The sequence below is a fragment of the Foetidibacter luteolus genome (assembly GCF_009650435.1).
GTDB classification, from domain to species: Bacteria; Bacteroidota; Bacteroidia; order Chitinophagales; family Chitinophagaceae; genus Foetidibacter; species Foetidibacter luteolus.
Map to the genome: position 1 here is coordinate 19,299 of NZ_VVIP01000070.1, position 20,741 is coordinate 40,039.

Consider the following 20,741-nt stretch of genomic DNA (forward strand, 5'->3'; position numbering starts at 1 on the left):
TATTAATTTCCGGTTGCGGGTTACGGCTGCCGGTTCCACAGGTAATATAAGCACAGCACTTGTTGTTAATCGACCACTTCATCCCAAAAGCCCATTTTGCTGAATTTGCGGATACGCTGGTTTACTCTTTGCTCCGCTGAAAAAGGCTTTATTTCGTTAAGAGTTTTAATAATATGCTTCTTTAAAATGGCGGCGGCTTCAGTATAGTCCCAATGGGCGCCCCCAATAGGCTCGGGCACTATTTCATCCACAAGTCCAAACCCTTTCATGTCGGTGGCCGTAAGGCGCAGTTGTTCGGCTGCTATTTCCTTTTTATCCCAGCTACGCCATAATATAGAACTGCAGCTTTCCGGGGATATTACGGTGTACCAGGTATTTTCCATCATCAGTACCCTGTCGCCAACGCCAATGCCTAATGCACCGCCGCTGGCTCCCTCGCCTATAATAACACAAATTACCGGTACCTTAAGCCTTACCATTTCGTAAATGTTACGGGCAATAGCTTCGCCTTGTCCGCGTTCTTCCGCTTCAAGGCCCGGATAGGCGCCGGGGGTATCTATTAAAGTAACGATAGGTTTATTGAATTTTTCGGCCAGCTTCATCAGGCGAAGGGCTTTGCGGTAACCTTCCGGGTTAGCCATACCAAAGTTGCGCAACTGGCGTGTTTTAGTATTTATGCCTTTTTGCTGTCCGATGAACATTACTGTTTCTCCATCCAGTTGGGCAAACCCGCCAACCATTGCCTTGTCATCCCGTACATTCCTGTCGCCATGCAGTTCAAGGAAGCTGGTAGTCATTTTATCAATATATTTAACCGTGTATGGCCTGTCTGGATGGCGGCTTAGCTGCACACGCTGCCATGGGGTAAGGTTAGCCGTTATTTCCCTCCTTTTTTCAACAATCAGGCTTTCCAGTTGCTGAATGTTGGAGGTATAATCAATCTTCGGATTTTTTTCAGCCATTTTTTTTGTCTGGTCAATCTGCTCGTATAAATCCTTGATAGGCTGCTCAAAATCTAAAAACTGTCTGTTTGGGTATTGAGGCATACTCGATTCTCAAATGTTGGGGGGTAAAATTACAGTTTCAGAACATACGGCGCATAAAATTTCTGCACACAGAAGTTTTTGTACGGATAGCGATGAATTATACCCCGATTATTTGTTTTTTGGGGTAATAACGGGCTTTTTTATGGTTCCGGCAGCGGTTTTTCATGGCGGTCATCGTTGCGTCGCAATCCGTTCATCGTTCGGTTCATTGGGCGGCTTTTCAGCCCGGATAGGCTGGTGCGTGGAGACACGCACCAGGGAAAAGAATATCGAGCAAGGAACAAGGATTGTTGAATGAAGAATGAATGCCCCCCGCTCACCAAATGAATATTGAACAAGGAACAAGGATTGTTGAATGAAGAATGAATGCCCCCCGCTCACCAAATGAATATTGAACAAGGAACAAGGAATGCTGAATGAAGAATGAAAGGCCCCCACTCACCAAATGAATATTGAACAAGGAACAAGGAATGTTGAATGAAGAATGAAAGGCCCCCACTCACCATTCACCACTCACCACTCACGATTCACCACTCACGATTTGATAAAAGGTAACCGCATTGTTATTGTAACGCTTAATTTCATCGGAAATAATTTGTATGAAAAAAGCTGGCCTGTTGCTACTGATAGTAATGTTAGCTGGAGTGGTTAAGGCACAATCTCCCGAAGATTCGGTTAAAGCAGTCATTAACCGGTTGTTTACTGCCATGAAATCATCTGACAGTAGCCTTCTTAAGACCTGCTTTACAGATAGTGCATTGTTGCAAACCATCGTGAACATGAACGGGCAGGTGCAGCTTAAAAATGAAACGGTAGCGGAATTTGCAAAAGCCGTAGCCGGCATGCCCAAAAATGCTGCCGACGAGCAAATTGTTTTTGACGTTGTAAAAATCGACGGGCCGCTGGCCATTGCCTGGACACCCTACAAGTTTTATTATACAGGAAAATTTAGCCACTGCGGGGTAGATTCTTTTCAACTGGTGCGCATAAACGGGCAGTGGAAAATTGTGTACCTGGTGGATACCCGGCGTAAAACGGGCTGCGGTAACTAATTGGAGAACAAATTAAACTTATGCCTGCCCTCGTAGCTAAAGGGAACATTTACAAAAATTCCGGCCTTCCCCACCTTGGTATTACCCTTTACCTGCACCAGCACATCGTTAGATAAAAGGGTATTAAGCGCATTCTTATAAATATTACGCATGTCTACTTCCATGCGGGAGGGGATGGAGAATTCCGATTTCCGGGAAATGTGCATCAAGGTGTCCAGTAAATATTTGCCCACATAGTTTTGGTTTACGTACACATCGCAATCCACATGCTTCAGGTTAACCCCAAAATTGTTGGGGTTAAAATATACCAGTTCCATATAAACGGTAGTCTTGTCAAAGCCCAGTTTGTCAATCTTAAAATTGCGGGTATCACGGTATTCAAATCCCTGCGGCTTTTTGCAGGCTAATAGGGCGGTTGCTAAAATGAGGGGCAGCCAATATTTCATTCCTGAAAATTTTAAACGCAAAATAGCAGAGAAAATCGGAAGTAAAATTTTAAACTCTTTCCCCACGCTCTGCAGCTTATCATTTTTATTGAAGTTTAACAGATAACCATACCCCGGCGAAAAATTGAAAGGGACTTACTTACAAAACAGCGTCAGCAATTTTGTCATTACCTAAAATTAAAATTCAAGTAATAATTTTCAAATGAATTTTTGTAAACAACAGCCTCCCATAAATATTCATGCTAAGAATTTGGGTATTTTTTAGATTTGGAATGAAAAACATGAGCTACTAATAAAAGTAGTACTAAATTTATTTTATAAATAATAGAAAAACAATTTGTTATATTGTTTAATGAAATATTTTATAATAAAAATATATCGCAAGCAAGATTTAATTAATGTGCTAAATAAATTGCTAACAACTTTATGGACAACAATAACAATTTAGAATTGTTACTTATTGATTTGCAATATTTTCCATGTATTAACTACATAAAAATTTTGTCTTCTTTTTCAAATACTACAATTTTTTTATGGGACAGCTATAAAAAGATGAGTTTCAGAAACCGGTGCATCGTTGCAGGCAGTAATGGTACCGTCAACTTGTCGGTACCAATCGAAAAAGGTCGTAACCAGCGGCTACCCTACCGGGAGGTAAAAATCAGTTACCGGGATAACTGGCAACAACAACATTGGCGAACCATCGTGTCCTGTTATGCCCGTTCTCCCTGGTTTGAATATTATGCCCATAGCCTTGAAAGAATCCTGGATACCCGGTTTGAATATTTATTTCAATTAAATCTGGAAATTCTGGAATGGCTTTGTAAGCTGCTGAAAATGGAGAAACCTGTTTTATTGGAGCAGGAACAGGCGTTAGGGCAAAATTTTATTGATAAAAGAGATTTATTTCTTCCAAATAATTATAAATCATTTAGTTATATACGTTACCCGCAATTATTTGAAGACAGGATAGGTTTTCAGCCCAATTTGAGTATCCTGGACATGTTATTTATGGAGGGGCCTGCAACTGCGCAGATACTGGGCAATTTTAATAACCGGGATTAGTTTAACCGTTAACGTATTATCAAGTACCTTGTAAGCTTATTTTAATGCTTTTAAAAGTCCGGCCCAGCCAGCGAATGGTTGTCATTACTTATCTTTACTCAATCCAGCATGAATTTTGGAGGAACCAATATCTAACTATATCAGCAGCATGAAACTGAAGCTAACTGTTCTCGTGTTTTTCACTACTGCCTTTTTTGTCAATGCCCAACAGCGGCCACATTATACGCAATACGTTTTAAATAACTTTATTATAAACCCCGCCGTAGCCGGTATAGAAGATTACTGGGATGTTAAAGCCAGCCACCGTCACCAATGGGTAGGGCTGGAAGGTGCGCCGGTAACAACTTATGTTACCGTGCAGGGCCCGCTTAGAAAAAGTGCAGGCCAACGGGAAAACGCTACTACCATCAAATCCCCGGGCGAAAACCCCAGGGGGCAGGCCTACTGGAACGATTATACAGCTACTGACCCACATGCCGGCATTGGTTTTACCGTTATTAACGACAGGGCCGGCCCGCTTAACCGTTTTGCCGCCTACGGCACATATTCCTACCATTTGCCCATTGCCGCCCGTACCAGCCTTAGTGCCGGTATTTCTGTTGGGTTTCAAAATATGTCGCTGGACAACAGCAAACTTGACTTTGGCTCCGGCAACCCGGTTGACCCCGCAGTAGCCAGTTCCGGGTACCTTAATAAAGTAAGGCCAGATATCAGCGCCGGGCTTTGGCTGTATTCCAGGGATTATTTCATTGGCCTGGCAGCCCAGCAAATAGTGCCCTCCAGGCTTACTTACGCAGATGAAATGGTAAAAACAACCGAGGGCAGGCTTATCCCACACATGTTTCTATCTGCCGGTTACCGGTTTTTACTGGGCGAAGATTTTAGCTTCCTGCCCTCTACTATGATAAAATACATTTCCTCCGCCCCGGTAAGTTTTGACCTGAACGCCAAACTGCAGTACCAGGATTTTATATGGGCCGGCGCTTCTTACAGAAACAAAGACGGCTATGCGGCCATGGTTGGGGTAAATGTGAGCAGCAAGTTTAATTTTGGTTACTCTTACGATATTACCACCTCCGCCTTAAATACCATCAGCCGCGGTACCCACGAAATCCTTATCGGCTTTTTAATTGGCAACAATTACGATGACTGGTGCCCCCGCAACCTGTGGTAGGCTGTCACCCTTTAATGAATTACCTAAAGTTAAAAGCTGCCAATGCAGCGTGTAAAACCATGCACTAAATTTTGTTGGCAGCTTCCTCTCAACTTCTCTCATGCGTTTACACAATAATGCCATTTCTTTGTTGCAAACAGCAACCGTATGGCAACCAGGTTCGCCAGTATAGACTGGGCAAAAAGCGCTAACATTTACGAGGTAAATATTCGCCAGTACACCAGGGAAGGTACATTCGCCGCTTTTCAGCAGCATTTGCCCCGCCTTAGGGGTATGGGCGTAGAAATATTATGGCTTATGCCCATTACCCCCATAAGCGTAAAAAAAAGGCTGGGTACCCTGGGCAGCTACTATGCATGTAGCTCTTATACGACCATTAACCCCGAGTATGGCAACCTGGACGATTTTAAAGGCCTGGTAAACAAAGCCCATGAACTGGGCTTTAAATTAATCATTGACTGGGTGGCCAACCATACCGGATACGATCACCACTGGGCAACCGAACACCCAGATTGGTATGTTAAAAACGAAAAGGGGGAGTTCTACGACCGCAACGGCTGGAACGATGTTATAGACCTAAACTATTACAATGCCGAAATGAGGCTGGCTTTAATTGATGCTATGCGTTTTTGGGTGAGAGATTGCGGCATAGATGGTTTTCGCTGCGATATGGCGCACCTGGTACCCCTGGATTTTTGGGTGGAAGCCAGAGCGCAGTGTGAAAAACTGAAACCGCTTTTCTGGCTGGCTGAGTGTGATGTGGAAGCTTATCACGAAGTTTTTGACGTAAGCTATGCCTGGGAGTGGATGCACGTGAGCGAAAAGTTATTTAAAGGCACTGCATCGTTGCAGCACTTTAAGGATGTTTTGCATAAATACGGAGCATACCCCGCCGGCGCTTCCAAGCTTTACTTTACCACCAACCACGATGAAAATAGCTGGAACGGTACCGAGTATGAAAAGTATGATAGTGGCGCCAAAACATTGGCCGTATTCTGTGTTACCTGGCCGGGCACGCCGCTATTATATAGCGGGCAGGAGTTGCCCAACCTCAGAAGGCTGTCTTTTTTTGAAAAAGATTTTATTGACTGGCAGGAGAACTTGGCCCTGCACCAATTCTATAAAACGTTGTTCAGCCTTAAAAAACAAAACAAAGCATTGCATTACAATGATAACCTTGCAGAGCTGCCTACCGGTTTTGATGATAAAGTGCTGGCTTATTTACGGGTAACCGGTACATCTAAGGTTCTGGTGCTGCTCAACCTGTCTGGTGCTGAGCGGTTAAAGTTCAGTATTAAGCACCAAAACCTCGCCGGTACTTATACTAATCAGTTCTCCGGCTTAACTTATTCATTAAAAGGGGAGGAGCAGTTTGAATTACAGGCCTGGGAGTATATAGTGCTCGCAACAGAATAATGCTGTAAAAGCAGGCGTACTTTTGTATATAATATTATGTCAACCAGTTATATCAATATAGGAAAGATTGTTGCTTCTTTCGGGCTTAAGGGAGAAGTGATAGTGCAACATGCATTGGGCAAGAAGACTACATTAAAGGCGGCAGAAGCATTATTTGTAGAAGAAATAAAGGGCTCTTACCTGCCCTATTTTATAGAGGAGAGCAAAGCGAAGGACGAAACGGAAATTTATGTAAAACTGGAAGGTATTGACAGCAAAGAAGCTGCCCGCAAGCTTAACCAAAAACAGGTTTGGCTGCAGGAAGAAAGTTTTAGAAAGCTGGCTGGTAAAACGGCGCCCATTGCCCTTATTGGTTTTACCATGATTAACGAAGGTAATGTGTTGGGCAAAGTGGAAGAAGTGATAGAGCAACCGCACCAGGTACTGTTGATGATTAACTACAAAGGCAAAGAAGCCCTCATCCCGCTTCATGGAGAAACCCTGAAAAAAATAGACCAGCAGAAAAAAGAAGTGCATGTAAAGCTGCCGGATGGCCTGTTGGATATTTATGCATAACACAACACCGTCCATTTGTTTTATAATACCAGCGACATATCCCTGTGGCATCGCCTGTTGCGTCGCAAGCACTTCATCGTTCTGTTCAATGGGCGGCTTTTCAGCCCCGGGTAGAGAATATCGAACAAGGAACAAGGAAAGTTGAACGAGGAATGAAAAGCCCCCACTCACGGCACGAATATCGAACAAGGAACAAGGAATGCTGAACGAAGAATGAAAAGCCACTCACTATTCACCACTCACCATTCACAATTCCCCACTCACCATTCACCACTCACGATTCACAACTACTCACCACCTATCCGGGTCTGAAAAGATGCCATGAAAAAGCAGCCGATGAAAGGATTGCGACGCAACGATGATGCCATGAAAATATGTCGCTGGTATCTTAAAAATATTGGTCTAAACATTGCCGCAAGGCAATACCAAAAAGCGCAGGGCTGAAAACTGTGCAACTAAATTGCATTGGTATTAGTTGGGAGCCACAGGAGAATTGTTGTTAACAACAGGCCATATACCCGGCCTGGGAAAACTGATGCCTTTGTTGCTTCCCCGTACCCCATTATCCTGGCCAAAATAATAGAGCGGCCATCCCTTAAATGTCATTTGTATTTTGCCGTGTACATGAATGGTATCAAAATCTGTCCTGGTGAGTGTGGACGGAAGGCCTTTTATTTCGCTGCGCTCATACATAGGCCATACGGCATTGTTGCTAAGGTCTGGCTTGGTGAATGTATTGGTGTTGAATTTATCTGGCGCAAAAGCGTATAAAGTGCGGCCATGTTCGTCGGTTAAATACTGGGTAACGCCATCGCCTTCGGTGTAATCGCTTTTGTAGTTTTTGCCGTCGTGCCCCACCAGTTGGGCGTTTACGAGCATTACACTGTAATCCGGTTTAGCGGCAAACCAAACGCTGTTAACAGCTTCGCCATTAACATCCCCCGACTTTTTATCATTCACGAAATAGTACAGCGGCCATCCTTTATAAGTGGTTTGTTTGGCGCCATCCGTACGGGTAATAACCGCGAAATCACTATCGTGCAACCCATCGGCCAATGTTGGGTTTTCCTGGTAGTAAACAGGCCAGTTGGCAATGCAGCCGCCGGCGCAGGCAGAGGCGCCAGAGCCATCCAGCGTAAAATAATAAAGTGTCATACCGTTTTTATCGGTAAGGTAAGCGCCCAGTGTAGCGTTGTTGGCAAGCTGTATGTCTTTGGGCGGTGTGGTGTCATCATCTTTAGAACAGGAAACGGTTAGCATGCAGAGTGCAATGGCAGCGCATAGCAATCCCCTTTTATAAATAAACATAATAAACAACTTTAGGTTGATGGAATTGATTTAATAAGGGAAGTGCACTTCTGCATTAACTATACGCTGGCCGGCAAAATACAGTTGCCTGCATATAAAAAATAAGTGGGCAGCAAGGTAAAATGCTGCCCACTTACAAGTTTGGTTTGCTTGGGAAGAAACAGTGTAGCTATTGTATTTTTAATGCTTTAAAAACAGCCCTTTTGCCCATTAGCCGCCATTGAGCCTCGCCGTCTGTTATTATACCATCGGCCTTTTTTATCAGCACTGCGCCGCTGATGCCATCCTTAACGCATTGGTAGGTATAAGCGCCTGCATACACCACTTCGCCTTTGTGGTATTTGGCTTTTGCAGACCACCTGTTAGCGGCAGCAAAACCACCTTCCACCGCAAGCCAGGCATAAATGCCATTAGATGGTTGGGTATTGCGTATAATAGAGCCTTCTGAATAGTTGCCATAACCGGGCTCTTTGTTGCTGAATGTTTCGCTGATGATGGCTGGTTTTTCTGCCTGGTTAAGCCCGGGAACAATAAGGCCTGTGTTATCATCTGTTGTGCCTGTATAATTTTGCCCGAAGCCGGTAATGGGCGAGTTCTTGCCTTTTACCACAAAAAATTCAGATACACCTTCGGAGAAGCCGATTTCATCCTGCAGGTGACCGGTTACCTGGTTGTCTTTTACAACAATGTTATTGAAGCGTGCAAAACCACGGGCATTAAAATAAATGCCGTGTGTGGTAGATACTTTGTCTTCTCTTGTAGCATAACTTTTTCGGGGGGTATTACGCAGTTGGTTACCGGATATGTTCAGTTGCGTTACCCAGGCATCTTTGCCTTCAAAATAAATATCCGCAGCCACTTTGTTGCCAAAATGGTTGCGGCCATCCAATACAGTATTGTGGTGAATAGTGCTGAAAAGATTGGTGGCTACAGCACTCATATAGATGCCATGTACGCCAAAAAGGTTAACATAGTTGTTACTTATTTTTATTTCGCGGCTCTGGCCATTGGCATAAATGGCGTTGGCCTTTATGTTAAAGAATGAATTGCCGTCTATCAGCACATCTTCACTTTTGCCTTTGGCGGTGGTTACAATCATAATGCCGTTGCCATCTTCCCTGGAGTTGATGGTATCAGAAATATGAAACGGTACACCTATATTTTGCAGGTTGTTATTTACCACTTTGGCCTGCTGTACATCTATCAGGTAAATGCCGCAGTTTTGGTATTCGGGAATGTCTGGCACGGAGCCCTTGCGGAAAGTGAAGGAGCCTTTGATAAAATTATTGCTGATAACAACGTTGTTGGCTTTTTCCGTACCATAATCATCACCAAAGAATATGGCCGCGGCAGAGCCTGCATGCCCGGCATTTTTATCGCCGCTGTTAATGAAAAAATTATCGCTGATAACTACCCTGTTGCTGCGCTGAAAATCTACGCCGTTATCGCCGGTATTGTTAATGCTGTTGCCAGCAAACTGTACATTGCTGCACGCCTGGTTGCCGCAGGCAATACCGGAAATATTGCTGAAAGTATTGTTAAGTATTTTAAGGTTTTCCGTATTGGAGGAAGATATGGCATGTGTACCTGTAAACGAGAAAACATTATCGCGTATGGTTACATTGGCGCTGCCATAGCGGCCAAAATTTGTAATAGCGCCATCAACAGTTTCAAATTTTGTATTGTACCTGCCAATGCGCCTGAAATCGCAGCCTTCTACGGAAAAGTTTTCTACTTTGTAAGCAATGCCGCGACCATAAGAATCGCTGAATGCGCAGTTTTTAATGTGAATATTCTTTAATACGCTGCTGTCAAAACTTATATTCAATAAGGTATGTCTTCCTTTGGCCGCAGTAGATTTTTGTGAAGCATCATAAGGCCTGCCGCCACTGAAGCCAAGATTTTCTATTATAACGTTGTTATCTGTAACCTTAACCAGCGATGGGTGTGCCGGAACAAACGCCGAATCTGTAATTAACCTTGATTGTTGCGGGTGCATGCCACGTAACGAACTATTGCCTGGAATATAAAGCGTTACTGACGATGGGATGAAATAATTGCCGGGAGGGATGATAGCCGTATTTTTTTGCCTGGCTGCGGTAATAATGGCCTGCTGAAGTGCGGGTGCGTCGTTGGTAATGCCATCTCCAACAGCGCCAAACCACTGTACATTAATGCCTTTTGTAATATCATATTCCCTTTTCCAGGTGCCGTTGCCAACAGCGGTGGCCTTAAAGCTTGTACCGTTATCAGCAAGTGTATCTGCACTGTAATAAAACAGTCCGGATATTTTACCATGCTGCAGTAAAACAGCCGCAGCAGTATCTTTCACCTGCTGCATTTCTGTAATATGTTGTGCTTTAAAAGTTTTTGTTTCCTGCTGTCCGAAGGCTTTCAGGACGGTTGTAAAAAAAAATAATATTATAAAACCCTTAAAAATATTTTTAACCATCATTGTCAACAGGTGTGTTTTAGGTGTACATCCCTTCCATAAATCATGCCTGATGCCTGCAGAAGTGTTTAGTTTATAACATCTTGAAAAATAGGCACAGTACTTGTTTATGGTTTAGCAGGATTTTTTACGCTAACCAGGTAATCTTCAAGTTTAATCTATCCGGAAAAACACGAAGTATGAGTTCTAGATTTGATTTTTTTGTTAGGGTGGGGCTTCTCCTATTTGATGTTTTACTGTTAAACGGGGCACTATTCGCAGCTTTTTACATATTTGAGTCTTTTGAAAACATGCACATACAAACAAGGGTTAACCTGTTGTATGTGGTTAATTTGCTATGGCTTTTGTTTGCCGCGGTTTTCAAAATGTACGACCATAAAACTTATGGCCGTTTTTCGCATGTAAAGAATACCACCATCAATTCACTGTTTATATTCACCTTGTTCTTTTCTTTTTACCTGGCGTTTGTTAAACAGCCTGAAATAACCATTGGCTTTTCACTGTATTTTCTTTTACAATTTATAATCACCGTATGCCTAAGCCGTATTGTATTAAAGAAAATCGTGCATCACTATGTACGTAACACCACCAAGCGCAAAAAGATTGCAATCATCGGTTTTAATGAAACAGCACGGAAGCTGGCTCAATATTTTAACGACCAGAAAACCGCTTTTGAATTCAGCGGTTTTTTTGATGATGCATCTATAAAGAGCCAGGTAATTAACGAGCAGATTGAGCATACCAACAATGCCTTTGGCGGCGGTAACCTTAACAATTTTGTAAAAGGCCCTGTAAAGGATATTATTAATTATGCGTTGCACAATGACATCAAAGAGATCTACTCTACTTTGCTGCCGGATGCTGCCGGAATAAAAAGTTTGGTGCAGGAGGCTGACCAGCATTGCCTGCGTATTAAATTCGTTCCGGATTTTTCCAGCATCATCAATCCATCTTATTCTGTTAATTACTTAAACAACCAGTTGCCTGTTATTTCCCTGCGCAGCGAGCCGCTGGAAGATATACGCAACCAGGTATTTAAAAGAATGTTCGATATTTTCTTCAGCCTGTTTGTTATCATTTTTATTTTAAGCTGGCTTTACCCCATTATCGCTATAGCCATCAAGCTAAGCTCAAAGGGGCCGGTTATGTTTAAACAACTCCGTTCCGGCCAGGATAACAAATCTTTTCTGTGCTACAAGTTCCGGACTATGAAGCCGAACAGTGATAGTGACAGCAAGCAGGCTTCTGTTAATGATGACAGGGTTACCACCATCGGTAAAATACTGCGCAAGACCAGCATGGACGAACTGCCCCAGTTTTTTAATGTGCTTAGTGGGGATATGAGTGTAGTAGGACCACGTCCGCACATGTTATCTCATACGGCCCAGTACAGCGCCATCATCAGCCGGTTTATGGTAAGGCATTTTGCCAAGCCTGGCATTACCGGATGGGCCCAGGTAAATGGCTTTCGCGGCGGTACGGAGACCAATGACCTTATGGAGCAACGTGTAGAACACGATATATGGTATATGGAACACTGGAGCCTTTGGCTGGATATAAAAATTATCTTCCGTACGGTGTGGAACGTCTTCAAAGGCGAGAAGACAGCATACTGAGCGATTATATTATTTCCCTTTTTTGTTTTGATGCTTCCGTCTGCAATGTGCATTTTTCGACTGTAGTTCCCGTAAAGCTTCGTTCGTAAGTTTCTTCAAAAGCCAGTCAATTGTTTTTGGCTGTTTTGTGCTTCAACCTTACGGTCCAATGTTGTTAGCTTAAACTGTCGACCCGAGACTGCCGGAGATGATTGCTGAAAAAGCCACTACTTGTATTGCCCGGTTTCGACAAGCTCAACCTGACAGCCTTTTCCTTAACTTAATTCACATTATCCGGCAGCCAACAAGAGTTCTTACAGCAATGCATCAGTGATGGCTAATAAGCATAATAAAAATAATAATTGGCGCTATCAATTTCCCTGCGCTACAGAAGGTTTGTTTCTCTGGTAGAAATAGGGAAAAGCAAGCAATATCCACAACGACAGGTAGGCAAACTCCGGCACGGCAACCATCATAATAAGATAGGTAGCAAACAAAGCGGCTATGTAAAATACTTTTATATCCCTGGGCTGCAATGCTGCAAAAGCATGCTTAAAATAGAAGAAGGTAAAAGCAAGCAGCCCTATAATACCGTTATTAACCAGCAGGGTAGAGAAAAAATCGCTGGAACGTACATAACCAAAGCCCACACCAATAAGTTTTCCGCTAAAATTCAGGTCGTTTTTCCAATAATTTATTTGATGCGCAAAATAACGGCTGCGCTCTATGCCAGAGCGGTTTTCCCCGCTCAGTTTGTCCAACAGTAGATTGTTCAAAACTGTTTTTATGTTATCGCTTACCAGGTATAACAATAACACCACCAGCACAATACCTAATAAACTAAAAGCAATTTTTTTACGCCACGCAGGGTAAGCAATAAACATGGCTGGTATTAAACAGGCAAAGCCTATAAATGCCGAAGTAGAAAGGCTTAAAGCCAGTGTTACACAGAAAAGCACCAACGGTTTATACTTTTTCAATGGTATGCAAAGCATCATAAAAGGCACTACTGAAAACGCGTACATAGATGATTCCCCCGTAAGGCTTTTCAGCCGTTGAAAGGCATGGCCGGAAATGGTAATGGTTTGAAAAAGGCTGCCGGTACCAGGCTTGTTGTTGAACATTTTGTTGCTGAGAAAATCTCCATTGCTGCCGGTAAACTGGTAAATGATAATTTCCAGCAAACCATACAAGGCAAGAAGTGCAAGGCTTATGTAAAAATATTTCAGGTGTTTATTTTCCGCGTAGTATTTAAGGTACAGGTATAACAGGAAGCCTGCATACCAGTACAGCGATTGTGTAATCATCGTCTTGCGGAACATAATGTTGTTCCTGTCAACTTTTTCCACAAAATCAAGGTCGCCGCAAAGGTGCAGGTTGCTGTAATGGTTATTGGCCTGCGCCAGCAGGTTAAGTAAAAGAAATACGGCAGTAAACAACAACAGTTCCCTTAGCAACGGTTTGCCGTTGTTAAAATCATAAAGCACCATTACCGGAAAGAAAAGATAAATGAGCAGGTAGGAGGGAACCGTGAAAGAATTAGAAGGCATTACCACAATAGAAACAAATGCCGCTATAGACAGCAGTACACACAGGTAAGTGTTAATAGCGGGTTGTAAAGCCTTGTTCATATTTACCGGTTAATAAGGAGATATTTGGGCCTTGCCTGCTACCTGCATGGGCACTACAGTTTTGCTGTAAATAAACTCTTTCAGCTTCTGTATAAAAGTTACTTCCTCAAATTTTTCAGCATGCCGCCTTATAAAATAAGGGTCAAAGCTAAGCTGTTCAAATTCGTTTATAGCATCGGTTAATGCCCCGGGAGTCTGGCTGTTAAAAAATACCGCGGTAGCGGTTTTACTGTTGTCTTTGTAAGGTATCATGGTTTCAAGCACACCGCCCTGCCCAAATGCAATAACCGGCCTGCCCGAAGCAGCAGCTTCCAGCGGTGTAATACCATAATCTTCATATTGCGGAAAAATTAAAGCCTTGCACTCTGCATACAACGTAGCCAGTTGCTTAGCGTTAAGTGAATGCTGAAAGGTTGTATTAGGCGCCGCCATCTGGTGCAGCGCCTCTTCCATAGAACCCTTGCCCACTACAATAAGTTTGCGGTTCGGCATGCTGTTAAATGCTTCAATAACCAGGTCAACTTTTTTGTAGGCTTCCAGCCTGCACACCACCAGGTAGTAGTCTTTTACTGTGTCTGTAATATAAAAATTGTCAAGGTTAACAGGCGGGTTAATAACTGTTACCGGTTTGCTGGGGTGGTAGGCATTTTTAATGCGCTCAACAACCTGCCGTGCATTGGTGATAAACCAGTCGGTGTTTTCGGTGGCGGCGCGGTCAAGGCTGCGCAATATCCACGACGCCGTTAAAAAAATTCGCTTTACCAGCCAGTTAGAGTTAGCCACACTTTCATATGAATGCGGCCTGAACGCAAAACGGAACGGCGTATGGCAGTAGGTAATAACCGTTGCTTTCTTATCTGTGCGTATAAATTTGCCACAGTGCGTAGTCGAGATTAACACCACATCATAGCCCTTTAGCTTAATAGAACGCATTGCCAGTATGGCAAACGGGAAATACAGCATCTTTATAAGCTTTTCGCTGCTGCCTATTTTTTGAAACCACGATGTAACCACTTTCGCTTTCTTAAACTCCGGGTAGGTTTTAGCCGGGTCGTAGCAAAGCGTATAAACCGGCGCATCAGGAAACGCCTTATGCATACTTAAGGCAACCTGCTCCCCACCGCCGCGTCTTACCAGTTCATCATGTACTATGGCTATCTTCATAAGTTAGCATTCTAAAACAACATTCAAGCCAATGTTTGCAATTTAACAACGATTGGTGCTGCTTTGTTTGCAGGGCTGCAACACCGGCATTATTATGATACCAGCGATGGTATTTTATGGCATCGCCTGTTGCGTCGCAAGCACTTCATCGTTCTGTTTTTCATGGCGTCTTTTCAGACCCGGGTAGGGCTGGTGCGTGGAGACACGCACCAGGGAGAGAAGATGAGTTTCTGCCGCCTTTGGCGCCAGAAACGTTGCGGGCAAAACTCCGAATGCCACGGAGGCACGGAAGAAAAGGAAAAGCCGGGGAATATCGAACAAGGAACAAGGAATGATGCCCCACTCACGATTCACCACTCACCATTCACGATAAAATATCGAACAAGGAATGCTGAATATAGTATTAGGTAGAGTAAGCGTATTCGCAACCTGTGTTCCGGCGGAACACTTTGTAGGTAGAACATCATAGGGTGTTGACCGCGTTCCAGAGGAACGCTTTGTGCTTGTATCTGCAGGGATGAGTACAAAATGTTCCTCTGGAACATAGGAACCCGAATGGCTATTCTACCCACAACATGTCCCTTTGGGACATAGTAAGGCCCTGCCTCTATTCCTTTCCCCTGGTGCGTGTCTTCACGCACCAGCTACGGCACCACATCCTGCCGTCAGTCTTTTTTTTGTTTTAAAAAAAGTTGGTGAGTCCAAAACAATTTTTATACACAACCAGCAGCAACGTGTCTGGCGCCAAAGGCGGCAGACACTGCAACCATCAGCTCAATCAGTAATATCAGATGAAATCCTGGTTAAGACATCCTATCCGGGTCTGAAAAGATGCCCAAAGAACCGAACGATGAAGTGCTTGCGACGCAACCGGCGATGCTGTGAAAGGCCATAGCTGGTATTATAATGCTTTATTCAGGCATACTGCTCAATAAGCGCTTTCAGTTTTTCCGCTGACTTTGCCCAGGAATATTTTTGCTGTACCTGCAATGCTGCCTGGTTATGCTGTTCTCTTCTGGTGCCTGTTTCCCGTAACAGGCCGGCAAGCTGGTCAGCATCCTCCGGGTTAAAATACCTGGCGGCCCGGCCAGCAACCTCTCGAAAGGAAGGAATGCCCGACGCCAATACCGGGCACCCGAATGACAATGCTTCAATTAACGGAAGGCCAAAGCCTTCATAAAAGGATGGCGCTACCATTGCTACCGCATACGCATACAGGTTGCACAGCATGGCATCATCAACATTTTGCAGAAAAATAATACCGGGTTTATCGCGGTAAGCAGCTATTTTTTGCGCTATACCGGTGTTGAATGATTTGTGTGAAGCGCCAACAACCAGCAGGTCAATATCTTTAAGATTAGCCTTTGTATAAGCTTCCAGCAACAGGGTTAAATTTTTACGTGGGTCAAGAGAACCTACGAACAAAAAATAAGGCCTGGCATGCGGGGGCAAAATACCTGTTTGCTGCCTGTTTAAAGAGCTGGCATTGGGTATAACAGTAATTTGATTTTCCTTCAATTTGTAATGCTCCATCAGCTCGGCTTTGGAAAATTGGCTTACGGTAATAAGATGCCGGCTTGTTTTAACCACCAGCGAAATAAGTATTTTATAATACCAGTAAAAGCTTTTTGAAAAGAATTGCGGGTAACGTATAAAAGCGATATCGTGAATGCAGGATATTTTGTTGCTGTACAATACAGGTGCGGCATTGCAAAGATTAACCAGCAGCGGCCTGTTGTTGCGGCGCAGGTAAGATGGCAGTTTAAACTGCTCCCACAAGATAGAACCATTGGTGCCAGTTGTTTGAAAACCGTATGCGGTATTGTAAGCGGCTGCATTGTTATTGCCCGGCGCAATTACTGTTGTGTGTGTGGGCAGGTGTGTTACCAGTTCGTGTGCATAACGCTGTACACCGCTTAATTTTTGCGACAGGTATTTGCCGTTGATGTATGCGTTAGCCATGCCGCTTTTTTTGAAGGTTAATAATTTCAGTTACAAAACGGGTGAACTGCTCAGCGGTATAAGCCGGGTTAAATTTTTGGGCGTATGTTTTACAGCCTGCTGTTTTCTCCTGCACCTGTGCAGGCTGGCCAATGATGGCGGCAAGTATGCCGGCCAGGCTGCCTTTAACCATGCTGAACTGCCACATGCAGGAACTATCATATAAATCCTGCAGGCCGCCAACGTTTGCAATGCATACAGGCCGGTTAAAGTTAGCAGCTTCCACGGGCACCCTGCCAAAAGGCTCGTTCCATAAAGAAGGAACGATAACAACATTAACCTGGTTATAGAAGTGAGCCGCATTCATTTTACCGGCAAACTGTATGTTGTCTGCCACGCCATATTGCTCATCAAGGTACTTTTTGTAAGCAGGTTCGTAAGCGCCTGCTATCAACAGTTGGTAGTTGCTGCCAGCGGGCAGGCTGCGTATTTCTTCAAGAAGGTATTCAATACCTTTTTCCGGTATTACTTTACCAATAAACCCGAATACGATGTTATCGCCTGGTTGATTGGCGGTAACCTGCTGCTGCGGCAGTACACTGTTGGCTATTACCTGTATGGGCTTGTTGTTGATTACCTTGTAAGCTATATGCTGTTGCGCGGTAAAACGGCTGATGGCAATAAATGCATCCGGGTATTTAAAGAAGCCTTTTTTTAACTGGTAAGTAAGGTTGCACATGGTACAAAGGCCGTTGCAATTACTGTTGTTTTTAAACAGCGTTGTACGGTAACACATAAGGTAATAATCCCGCATGGTATGCACAAGCGGCAAGCCTTGCTGTTTTATAACACGCCATATAAAAGGGGAGAAGCCTTGAATGTTGTTGCTGTTAACAACATCGGGTTGTATTTGAGCCAGCAGGCTTTTTATTTTTCTGCGGTATAAAAAATTGAAGGAATCCAGTAAATGCCAAACTAGTTTTTTCCAGCCGTGCTGCTGTTTGGCTTCGGTTATGCTGTAAAGATTACTGGTACGGATAAAGTAACAGTTTACGCCATTGTGGCTGGTACTGTATTCTTTTGAACCGAGAGACAACACAAAAACTTCATGGCCCTGGCCAGCCAGTGTTTCTGCCAGGGTTTGCACCGATACCTCAGCCCCGCCAATATGATTGGGGTAATACAAGCTGTTAATGAATAGCAGCCTCATAATTTTTGATTGGGATAAATAACCGGTGGGTTAAAAAACAGGCCAGCCCAAAAACCCTTGAGGTATATGCCAGCTTTTTTTAAGCCTTTCTGCAGAAAAAGACAATAGAAGATAATCTTCCAGCAATGCAGTACATCCAGCAGCATTTCTTTTTTTGATTTGTATTTGCGGCTGATGTACAGGTTGTTCCTTACGTTGAAGTAATGCATGGATATCCGGCGTTCATCCTTTTCTGTTAGGATGCTGGGAAAGGATGGGTCGGCCCTGAAATGTGTGGCAATGCTGTTGCCGATAAAATAACCTGGCGCTACACGGGAGAGCCGGTAGGTAAAATCCATATCATCGCCCCAGATAAAAAAATCTTTAGCTGGCAGCCCTGCCTGTTGCAAATAAGCCGCATTGATAAATACAGAAACGAATGTTGCATTTTTTACCCTTATAATGCCATGCTCTGCAAATTGCCCCCATACCGGGTAATTGTAAGCCGACATCTTATCATCAATATTGGGCGCATTAATAAACACGCCGTCTTTGCTTATTACTTTGCTGCAGCCGAAGGAAAAGTCGCCCGTTATGTTTAAACCTTCCTGGAGATTTTCAAGGGCCGTGGCGCTTACCATTACATCGTCATCCATCAGCCATATATAATCGTACTCTTTTTCACAGGCATATTTAACACCGGTATAAAATCCGCCGGCGCTGCCCACATTTTTCTGGTGAATTACATCCAGGTCGCCCTGGCTGTCAAGCCAGGCGGGTGTTTCATCCGTGCTTCCATTATTTACGACAATCAGCTTTTCGTAAGCCGTTGTTTGCGAGCGGATGGCATTAATGCAGTCTTTTAATAAATTAAGCCTGTTATAAGTAACTACTACAACGGCTATTTTCTTATTCGTAAAAATTGACAAAGCTTAATTTTTTGATAGTTTCATTTTGCTGCTGAAAACATTCAGCAACTGCCGGTTTATTTTAACCAGGTATTTCCAGTTGAAAAAATTCCGGTCGAAAACAGAGATGTGATACTTATGCAAAGTAAATGCCATTGCGGCAGCTATGCACAATTCGGTTATTGCCCATGATATTGCTGTGCCTGTATAGGAATACAGGTTTGTGAGAAAAAGATTAAGTGCAATATTGATGACAGCGCCCAGGCAGGTAATCCTGAAATATTGCTTATCCATTTTAAGGTTAAGCATGGTTTGAATGCCCATAAGGTTGCTCATGCAGATGATCAACGGGTTGATAGCCATAATGCGCATGACCATTACAGATGAATTAAAGGCATCGCCAAAGATTACATGTATAATCAACGGGGCAAAAACAAATAACAGGAGGCTGGTAATAAACATGAAAAACATAACAACGGGAAAAACTTTTTTTACTTCCAGCAGCCCATTTGGTTTACCTGTGCCAAACGCGGTGCCAATATGCGGGAAAAGTGTTTGGCTTACCGGCATAAGCGCCAGGGTTTGCACTACGGAAATAATACGTGCCGCGGCGGTGAAAATGCCAACATCCGCATCGTCTTTCAACAGGCCGAGCATTACAGTGTTGCTGGTTGTGTAAAGGCTTATCATAAGGGTGGAGATAAAGATCATCCTGTCTGTAAAAAGCGTTTCCTTAACCTTACGGAACGGCACTTGTATCATGCGCAGGTGGAAGCGTTTTTTGGCATAGAAGAATAAAGCCACACCAGCCAATACCTGCGACAATGATGACAGTACCGCGAACCACCAGTAATCTTCTTTTTGCCTTATTACCAAAAAGATGGAGACGCAAAACAGCAGTTTGGCCACCAGGTTAAAGATGGTTGCCTTTTGCAACTGCTCCATACCCTGGAATAACCAGTTGGTAAAAAATACGTTGGCAAAACACCCTGCAAAACAAAATACGCCTACCCACAGGTTTTCCTTTATCTGCGGTACAAATAAGGCGCATACAAAGAACAAAGCCGCCGAAACTGCAAAGAGCAGGAGCTTGGCATAAAATATTACCGAGAAACTTTCTTCTATTAAGGAATGGTTATGCCTGTTTTGGGCAACTTTGCGGGTAGCGGTATAATCGAAACCGTAATTGATGAGAAGGGTAAAATAAACAACAAAAGCGGTTAAAAAATTCAGCACGCCAAACTTATCCGGCCCAATTACACGCACTATAAAAGGCAATGTGATAAAAGGAATAAAAAAATTGGCAGCCTGTATTACAGACAGTGAACCAAAATTTTTTGTTAATGTGCGGCTTTTAGACATGGGGGACAAAAAGTGCTTTCAGGTTAAACTGCAATGTATAAGCAAAAAAGTTGCCATTTGATAATTATTGCTGAAAAAAGAAAAACCAACCTGAATGTGAAGCGGTTGGGCATAAGCCGGATAATGTATATATAAACACCGAAAAGCCCAGGGAAGGGCGATATGTTGATTGCCGCGTAAAGAACGGGCCCTTCGTTCTGCTCAGGGCGGGCCACTGCAGCATTGCTGAATAGAATTGCTGCAGCACAAGAGTGCGACGCAGAGGCTGTAAAATAAACTGTGTCAAGGTTAAAAAATAAGATAACCTTTAACACATCAAGATGAAGTCAAAAACAGAAACACCGTTCGGGTTTGATTACGAGGCCGTGAAGAACAAGGCCCTGGAACAACTCAAGAGTGGAAAGCCACTATTAGGAAAAGAAGGTGCTTTGGCGCCG

At 43.6% G+C, this 20,741-nt stretch carries 17 protein-coding genes; 7 read left to right on the top strand and 10 right to left on the bottom strand.

What is annotated here, in order from left to right; translation table 11 throughout:
• Positions 1-65: 65 nt before the first annotated feature.
• Entirely contained in the window at positions 66-1,046 is a 981-nt protein-coding gene (locus F0364_RS23080) for an acetyl-CoA carboxylase carboxyltransferase subunit alpha (protein WP_153800186.1), read from the bottom strand.
• A gap of 599 nt (positions 1,047-1,645) precedes the next feature.
• Between F0364_RS23080 and F0364_RS23085 the strand changes: the two genes are divergently transcribed.
• Positions 1,646-2,098 (top strand): nuclear transport factor 2 family protein, encoded by a 453-nt coding sequence (locus F0364_RS23085; protein ID WP_153800187.1) that lies wholly within the window; start codon positions 1,646-1,648, stop codon positions 2,096-2,098.
• Here F0364_RS23085 and F0364_RS23090 read toward each other — a convergent pair.
• Positions 2,095-2,544, bottom strand: coding sequence for an LEA/WHy family protein (locus F0364_RS23090; protein WP_153800188.1), 450 nt, complete (start codon positions 2,542-2,544; stop codon positions 2,095-2,097). The two genes, F0364_RS23085 and F0364_RS23090, sit on opposite strands and share 4 nt — an antisense overlap.
• A gap of 426 nt (positions 2,545-2,970) precedes the next feature.
• Here F0364_RS23090 and F0364_RS23095 point away from each other — a divergent pair, with 426 nt between their 5' ends.
• The 5 genes from F0364_RS23095 (at position 2,971) to F0364_RS29345 (ending at position 7,198) form a co-directional block, all read left to right on the top strand.
• A complete protein-coding gene (locus F0364_RS23095; RefSeq protein WP_153800189.1) occupies positions 2,971-3,609 on the top strand; it encodes a WbqC family protein in 639 nt (212 codons plus the stop codon).
• Between the two features lie 148 nt (positions 3,610-3,757).
• The gene (locus F0364_RS23100; protein ID WP_153800190.1) at positions 3,758-4,783 is read left to right on the top strand and encodes a PorP/SprF family type IX secretion system membrane protein; all 1,026 of its coding nucleotides are present in this window, start codon (positions 3,758-3,760) and stop codon (positions 4,781-4,783) included.
• Positions 4,784-4,930: 147 nt separating this feature from the next.
• Positions 4,931-6,199, top strand: a complete 1,269-nt coding sequence (locus F0364_RS23105) for an alpha-amylase family glycosyl hydrolase (protein ID WP_153800191.1) — start codon at positions 4,931-4,933, stop codon at positions 6,197-6,199.
• 36 nt (positions 6,200-6,235) lie between these two features.
• Entirely contained in the window at positions 6,236-6,754 is a 519-nt protein-coding gene (gene rimM, locus F0364_RS23110; protein WP_153800192.1) for a ribosome maturation factor RimM, read from the top strand.
• 321 nt (positions 6,755-7,075) lie between these two features.
• Positions 7,076-7,198 carry a hypothetical protein gene (locus F0364_RS29345; RefSeq protein ID WP_262885415.1) on the top strand — a complete coding sequence of 41 codons (123 nt, stop codon included), beginning with the start codon at positions 7,076-7,078 and terminating at the stop codon, positions 7,196-7,198.
• Positions 7,199-7,225: 27 nt separating this feature from the next.
• On the opposite strand, the gene F0364_RS23115 is transcribed toward F0364_RS29345, so the two are convergent.
• Entirely contained in the window at positions 7,226-8,062 is an 837-nt protein-coding gene (locus tag F0364_RS23115; protein WP_153800193.1) for a hypothetical protein, read from the bottom strand.
• Between the two features lie 169 nt (positions 8,063-8,231).
• Positions 8,232-10,517, bottom strand: coding sequence for a right-handed parallel beta-helix repeat-containing protein (locus F0364_RS23120; RefSeq protein ID WP_153800194.1), 2,286 nt, complete (start codon positions 10,515-10,517; stop codon positions 8,232-8,234).
• 176 nt (positions 10,518-10,693) lie between these two features.
• Here F0364_RS23120 and F0364_RS23125 point away from each other — a divergent pair, with 176 nt between their 5' ends.
• On the top strand, positions 10,694-12,130 hold the full coding sequence (locus F0364_RS23125) for an undecaprenyl-phosphate glucose phosphotransferase (protein WP_153800195.1): 1,437 nt from the start codon (positions 10,694-10,696) through the stop codon (positions 12,128-12,130).
• Between the two features lie 350 nt (positions 12,131-12,480).
• Here the strand turns inward: F0364_RS23125 and F0364_RS23130 are convergent, their stop codons facing one another.
• The 6 genes from F0364_RS23130 to F0364_RS23155 all read right to left on the bottom strand — a co-directional run bounded on the left by F0364_RS23130 (position 12,481) and on the right by F0364_RS23155 (position 20,304).
• Positions 12,481-13,740 (bottom strand): hypothetical protein, encoded by a 1,260-nt coding sequence (locus F0364_RS23130; RefSeq protein ID WP_153800196.1) that lies wholly within the window; start codon positions 13,738-13,740, stop codon positions 12,481-12,483.
• A gap of 9 nt (positions 13,741-13,749) precedes the next feature.
• On the bottom strand, positions 13,750-14,904 hold the full coding sequence (locus F0364_RS23135; protein ID WP_153800197.1) for a glycosyltransferase: 1,155 nt from the start codon (positions 14,902-14,904) through the stop codon (positions 13,750-13,752).
• Positions 14,905-15,819: 915 nt separating this feature from the next.
• On the bottom strand, positions 15,820-16,866 hold the full coding sequence (locus tag F0364_RS23140) for a glycosyltransferase family 4 protein (RefSeq protein ID WP_153800198.1): 1,047 nt from the start codon (positions 16,864-16,866) through the stop codon (positions 15,820-15,822).
• On the bottom strand, positions 16,859-18,055 hold the full coding sequence (locus F0364_RS23145) for a glycosyltransferase family 4 protein (RefSeq protein ID WP_153800199.1): 1,197 nt from the start codon (positions 18,053-18,055) through the stop codon (positions 16,859-16,861). The genes F0364_RS23140 and F0364_RS23145 overlap by 8 nt, the downstream gene beginning before the upstream one ends.
• On the bottom strand, positions 18,052-18,963 hold the full coding sequence (locus F0364_RS23150; protein ID WP_153800200.1) for a glycosyltransferase family 2 protein: 912 nt from the start codon (positions 18,961-18,963) through the stop codon (positions 18,052-18,054). Before F0364_RS23150 ends, F0364_RS23145 begins: the two co-directional genes overlap by 4 nt.
• A gap of 3 nt (positions 18,964-18,966) precedes the next feature.
• The gene (locus F0364_RS23155) at positions 18,967-20,304 is read right to left on the bottom strand and encodes a flippase (RefSeq protein WP_153800201.1); all 1,338 of its coding nucleotides are present in this window, start codon (positions 20,302-20,304) and stop codon (positions 18,967-18,969) included.
• Positions 20,305-20,741: the final 437 nt, after the last annotated feature.

Excerpts from the sequence above, each read along its gene's own strand:
- F0364_RS23105 (WP_153800191.1), top strand. The coding sequence starts at position 4,931 with ATGGCAACCAGGTTCGCCAGTATAGACTGGGCAAAAAGCGCTAACATT.
- F0364_RS23120 (WP_153800194.1), bottom strand. The coding sequence starts at position 10,517 with ATGATGGTTAAAAATATTTTTAAGGGTTTTATAATATTATTTTTTTTT.
- F0364_RS23125 (WP_153800195.1), top strand. The coding sequence starts at position 10,694 with ATGAGTTCTAGATTTGATTTTTTTGTTAGGGTGGGGCTTCTCCTATTT.
- F0364_RS23115 (WP_153800193.1), bottom strand. The coding sequence starts at position 8,062 with ATGTTTATTTATAAAAGGGGATTGCTATGCGCTGCCATTGCACTCTGC.
- F0364_RS23155 (WP_153800201.1), bottom strand. The coding sequence starts at position 20,304 with ATGTCTAAAAGCCGCACATTAACAAAAAATTTTGGTTCACTGTCTGTA.
- rimM (WP_153800192.1), top strand. The coding sequence starts at position 6,236 with ATGTCAACCAGTTATATCAATATAGGAAAGATTGTTGCTTCTTTCGGG.
- F0364_RS23130 (WP_153800196.1), bottom strand. The coding sequence starts at position 13,740 with ATGAACAAGGCTTTACAACCCGCTATTAACACTTACCTGTGTGTACTG.
- F0364_RS23090 (WP_153800188.1), bottom strand. The coding sequence starts at position 2,544 with ATGAAATATTGGCTGCCCCTCATTTTAGCAACCGCCCTATTAGCCTGC.
- F0364_RS23085 (WP_153800187.1), top strand. The coding sequence starts at position 1,646 with ATGAAAAAAGCTGGCCTGTTGCTACTGATAGTAATGTTAGCTGGAGTG.
- F0364_RS23145 (WP_153800199.1), bottom strand. The coding sequence starts at position 18,055 with ATGAGGCTGCTATTCATTAACAGCTTGTATTACCCCAATCATATTGGC.
- F0364_RS29345 (WP_262885415.1), top strand. The coding sequence starts at position 7,076 with ATGAAAAAGCAGCCGATGAAAGGATTGCGACGCAACGATGATGCCATG.
- F0364_RS23140 (WP_153800198.1), bottom strand. The coding sequence starts at position 16,866 with ATGGCTAACGCATACATCAACGGCAAATACCTGTCGCAAAAATTAAGC.
- F0364_RS23080 (WP_153800186.1), bottom strand. The coding sequence starts at position 1,046 with ATGCCTCAATACCCAAACAGACAGTTTTTAGATTTTGAGCAGCCTATC.
- F0364_RS23135 (WP_153800197.1), bottom strand. The coding sequence starts at position 14,904 with ATGAAGATAGCCATAGTACATGATGAACTGGTAAGACGCGGCGGTGGG.
- F0364_RS23095 (WP_153800189.1), top strand. The coding sequence starts at position 2,971 with ATGGACAACAATAACAATTTAGAATTGTTACTTATTGATTTGCAATAT.
- F0364_RS23100 (WP_153800190.1), top strand. The coding sequence starts at position 3,758 with ATGAAACTGAAGCTAACTGTTCTCGTGTTTTTCACTACTGCCTTTTTT.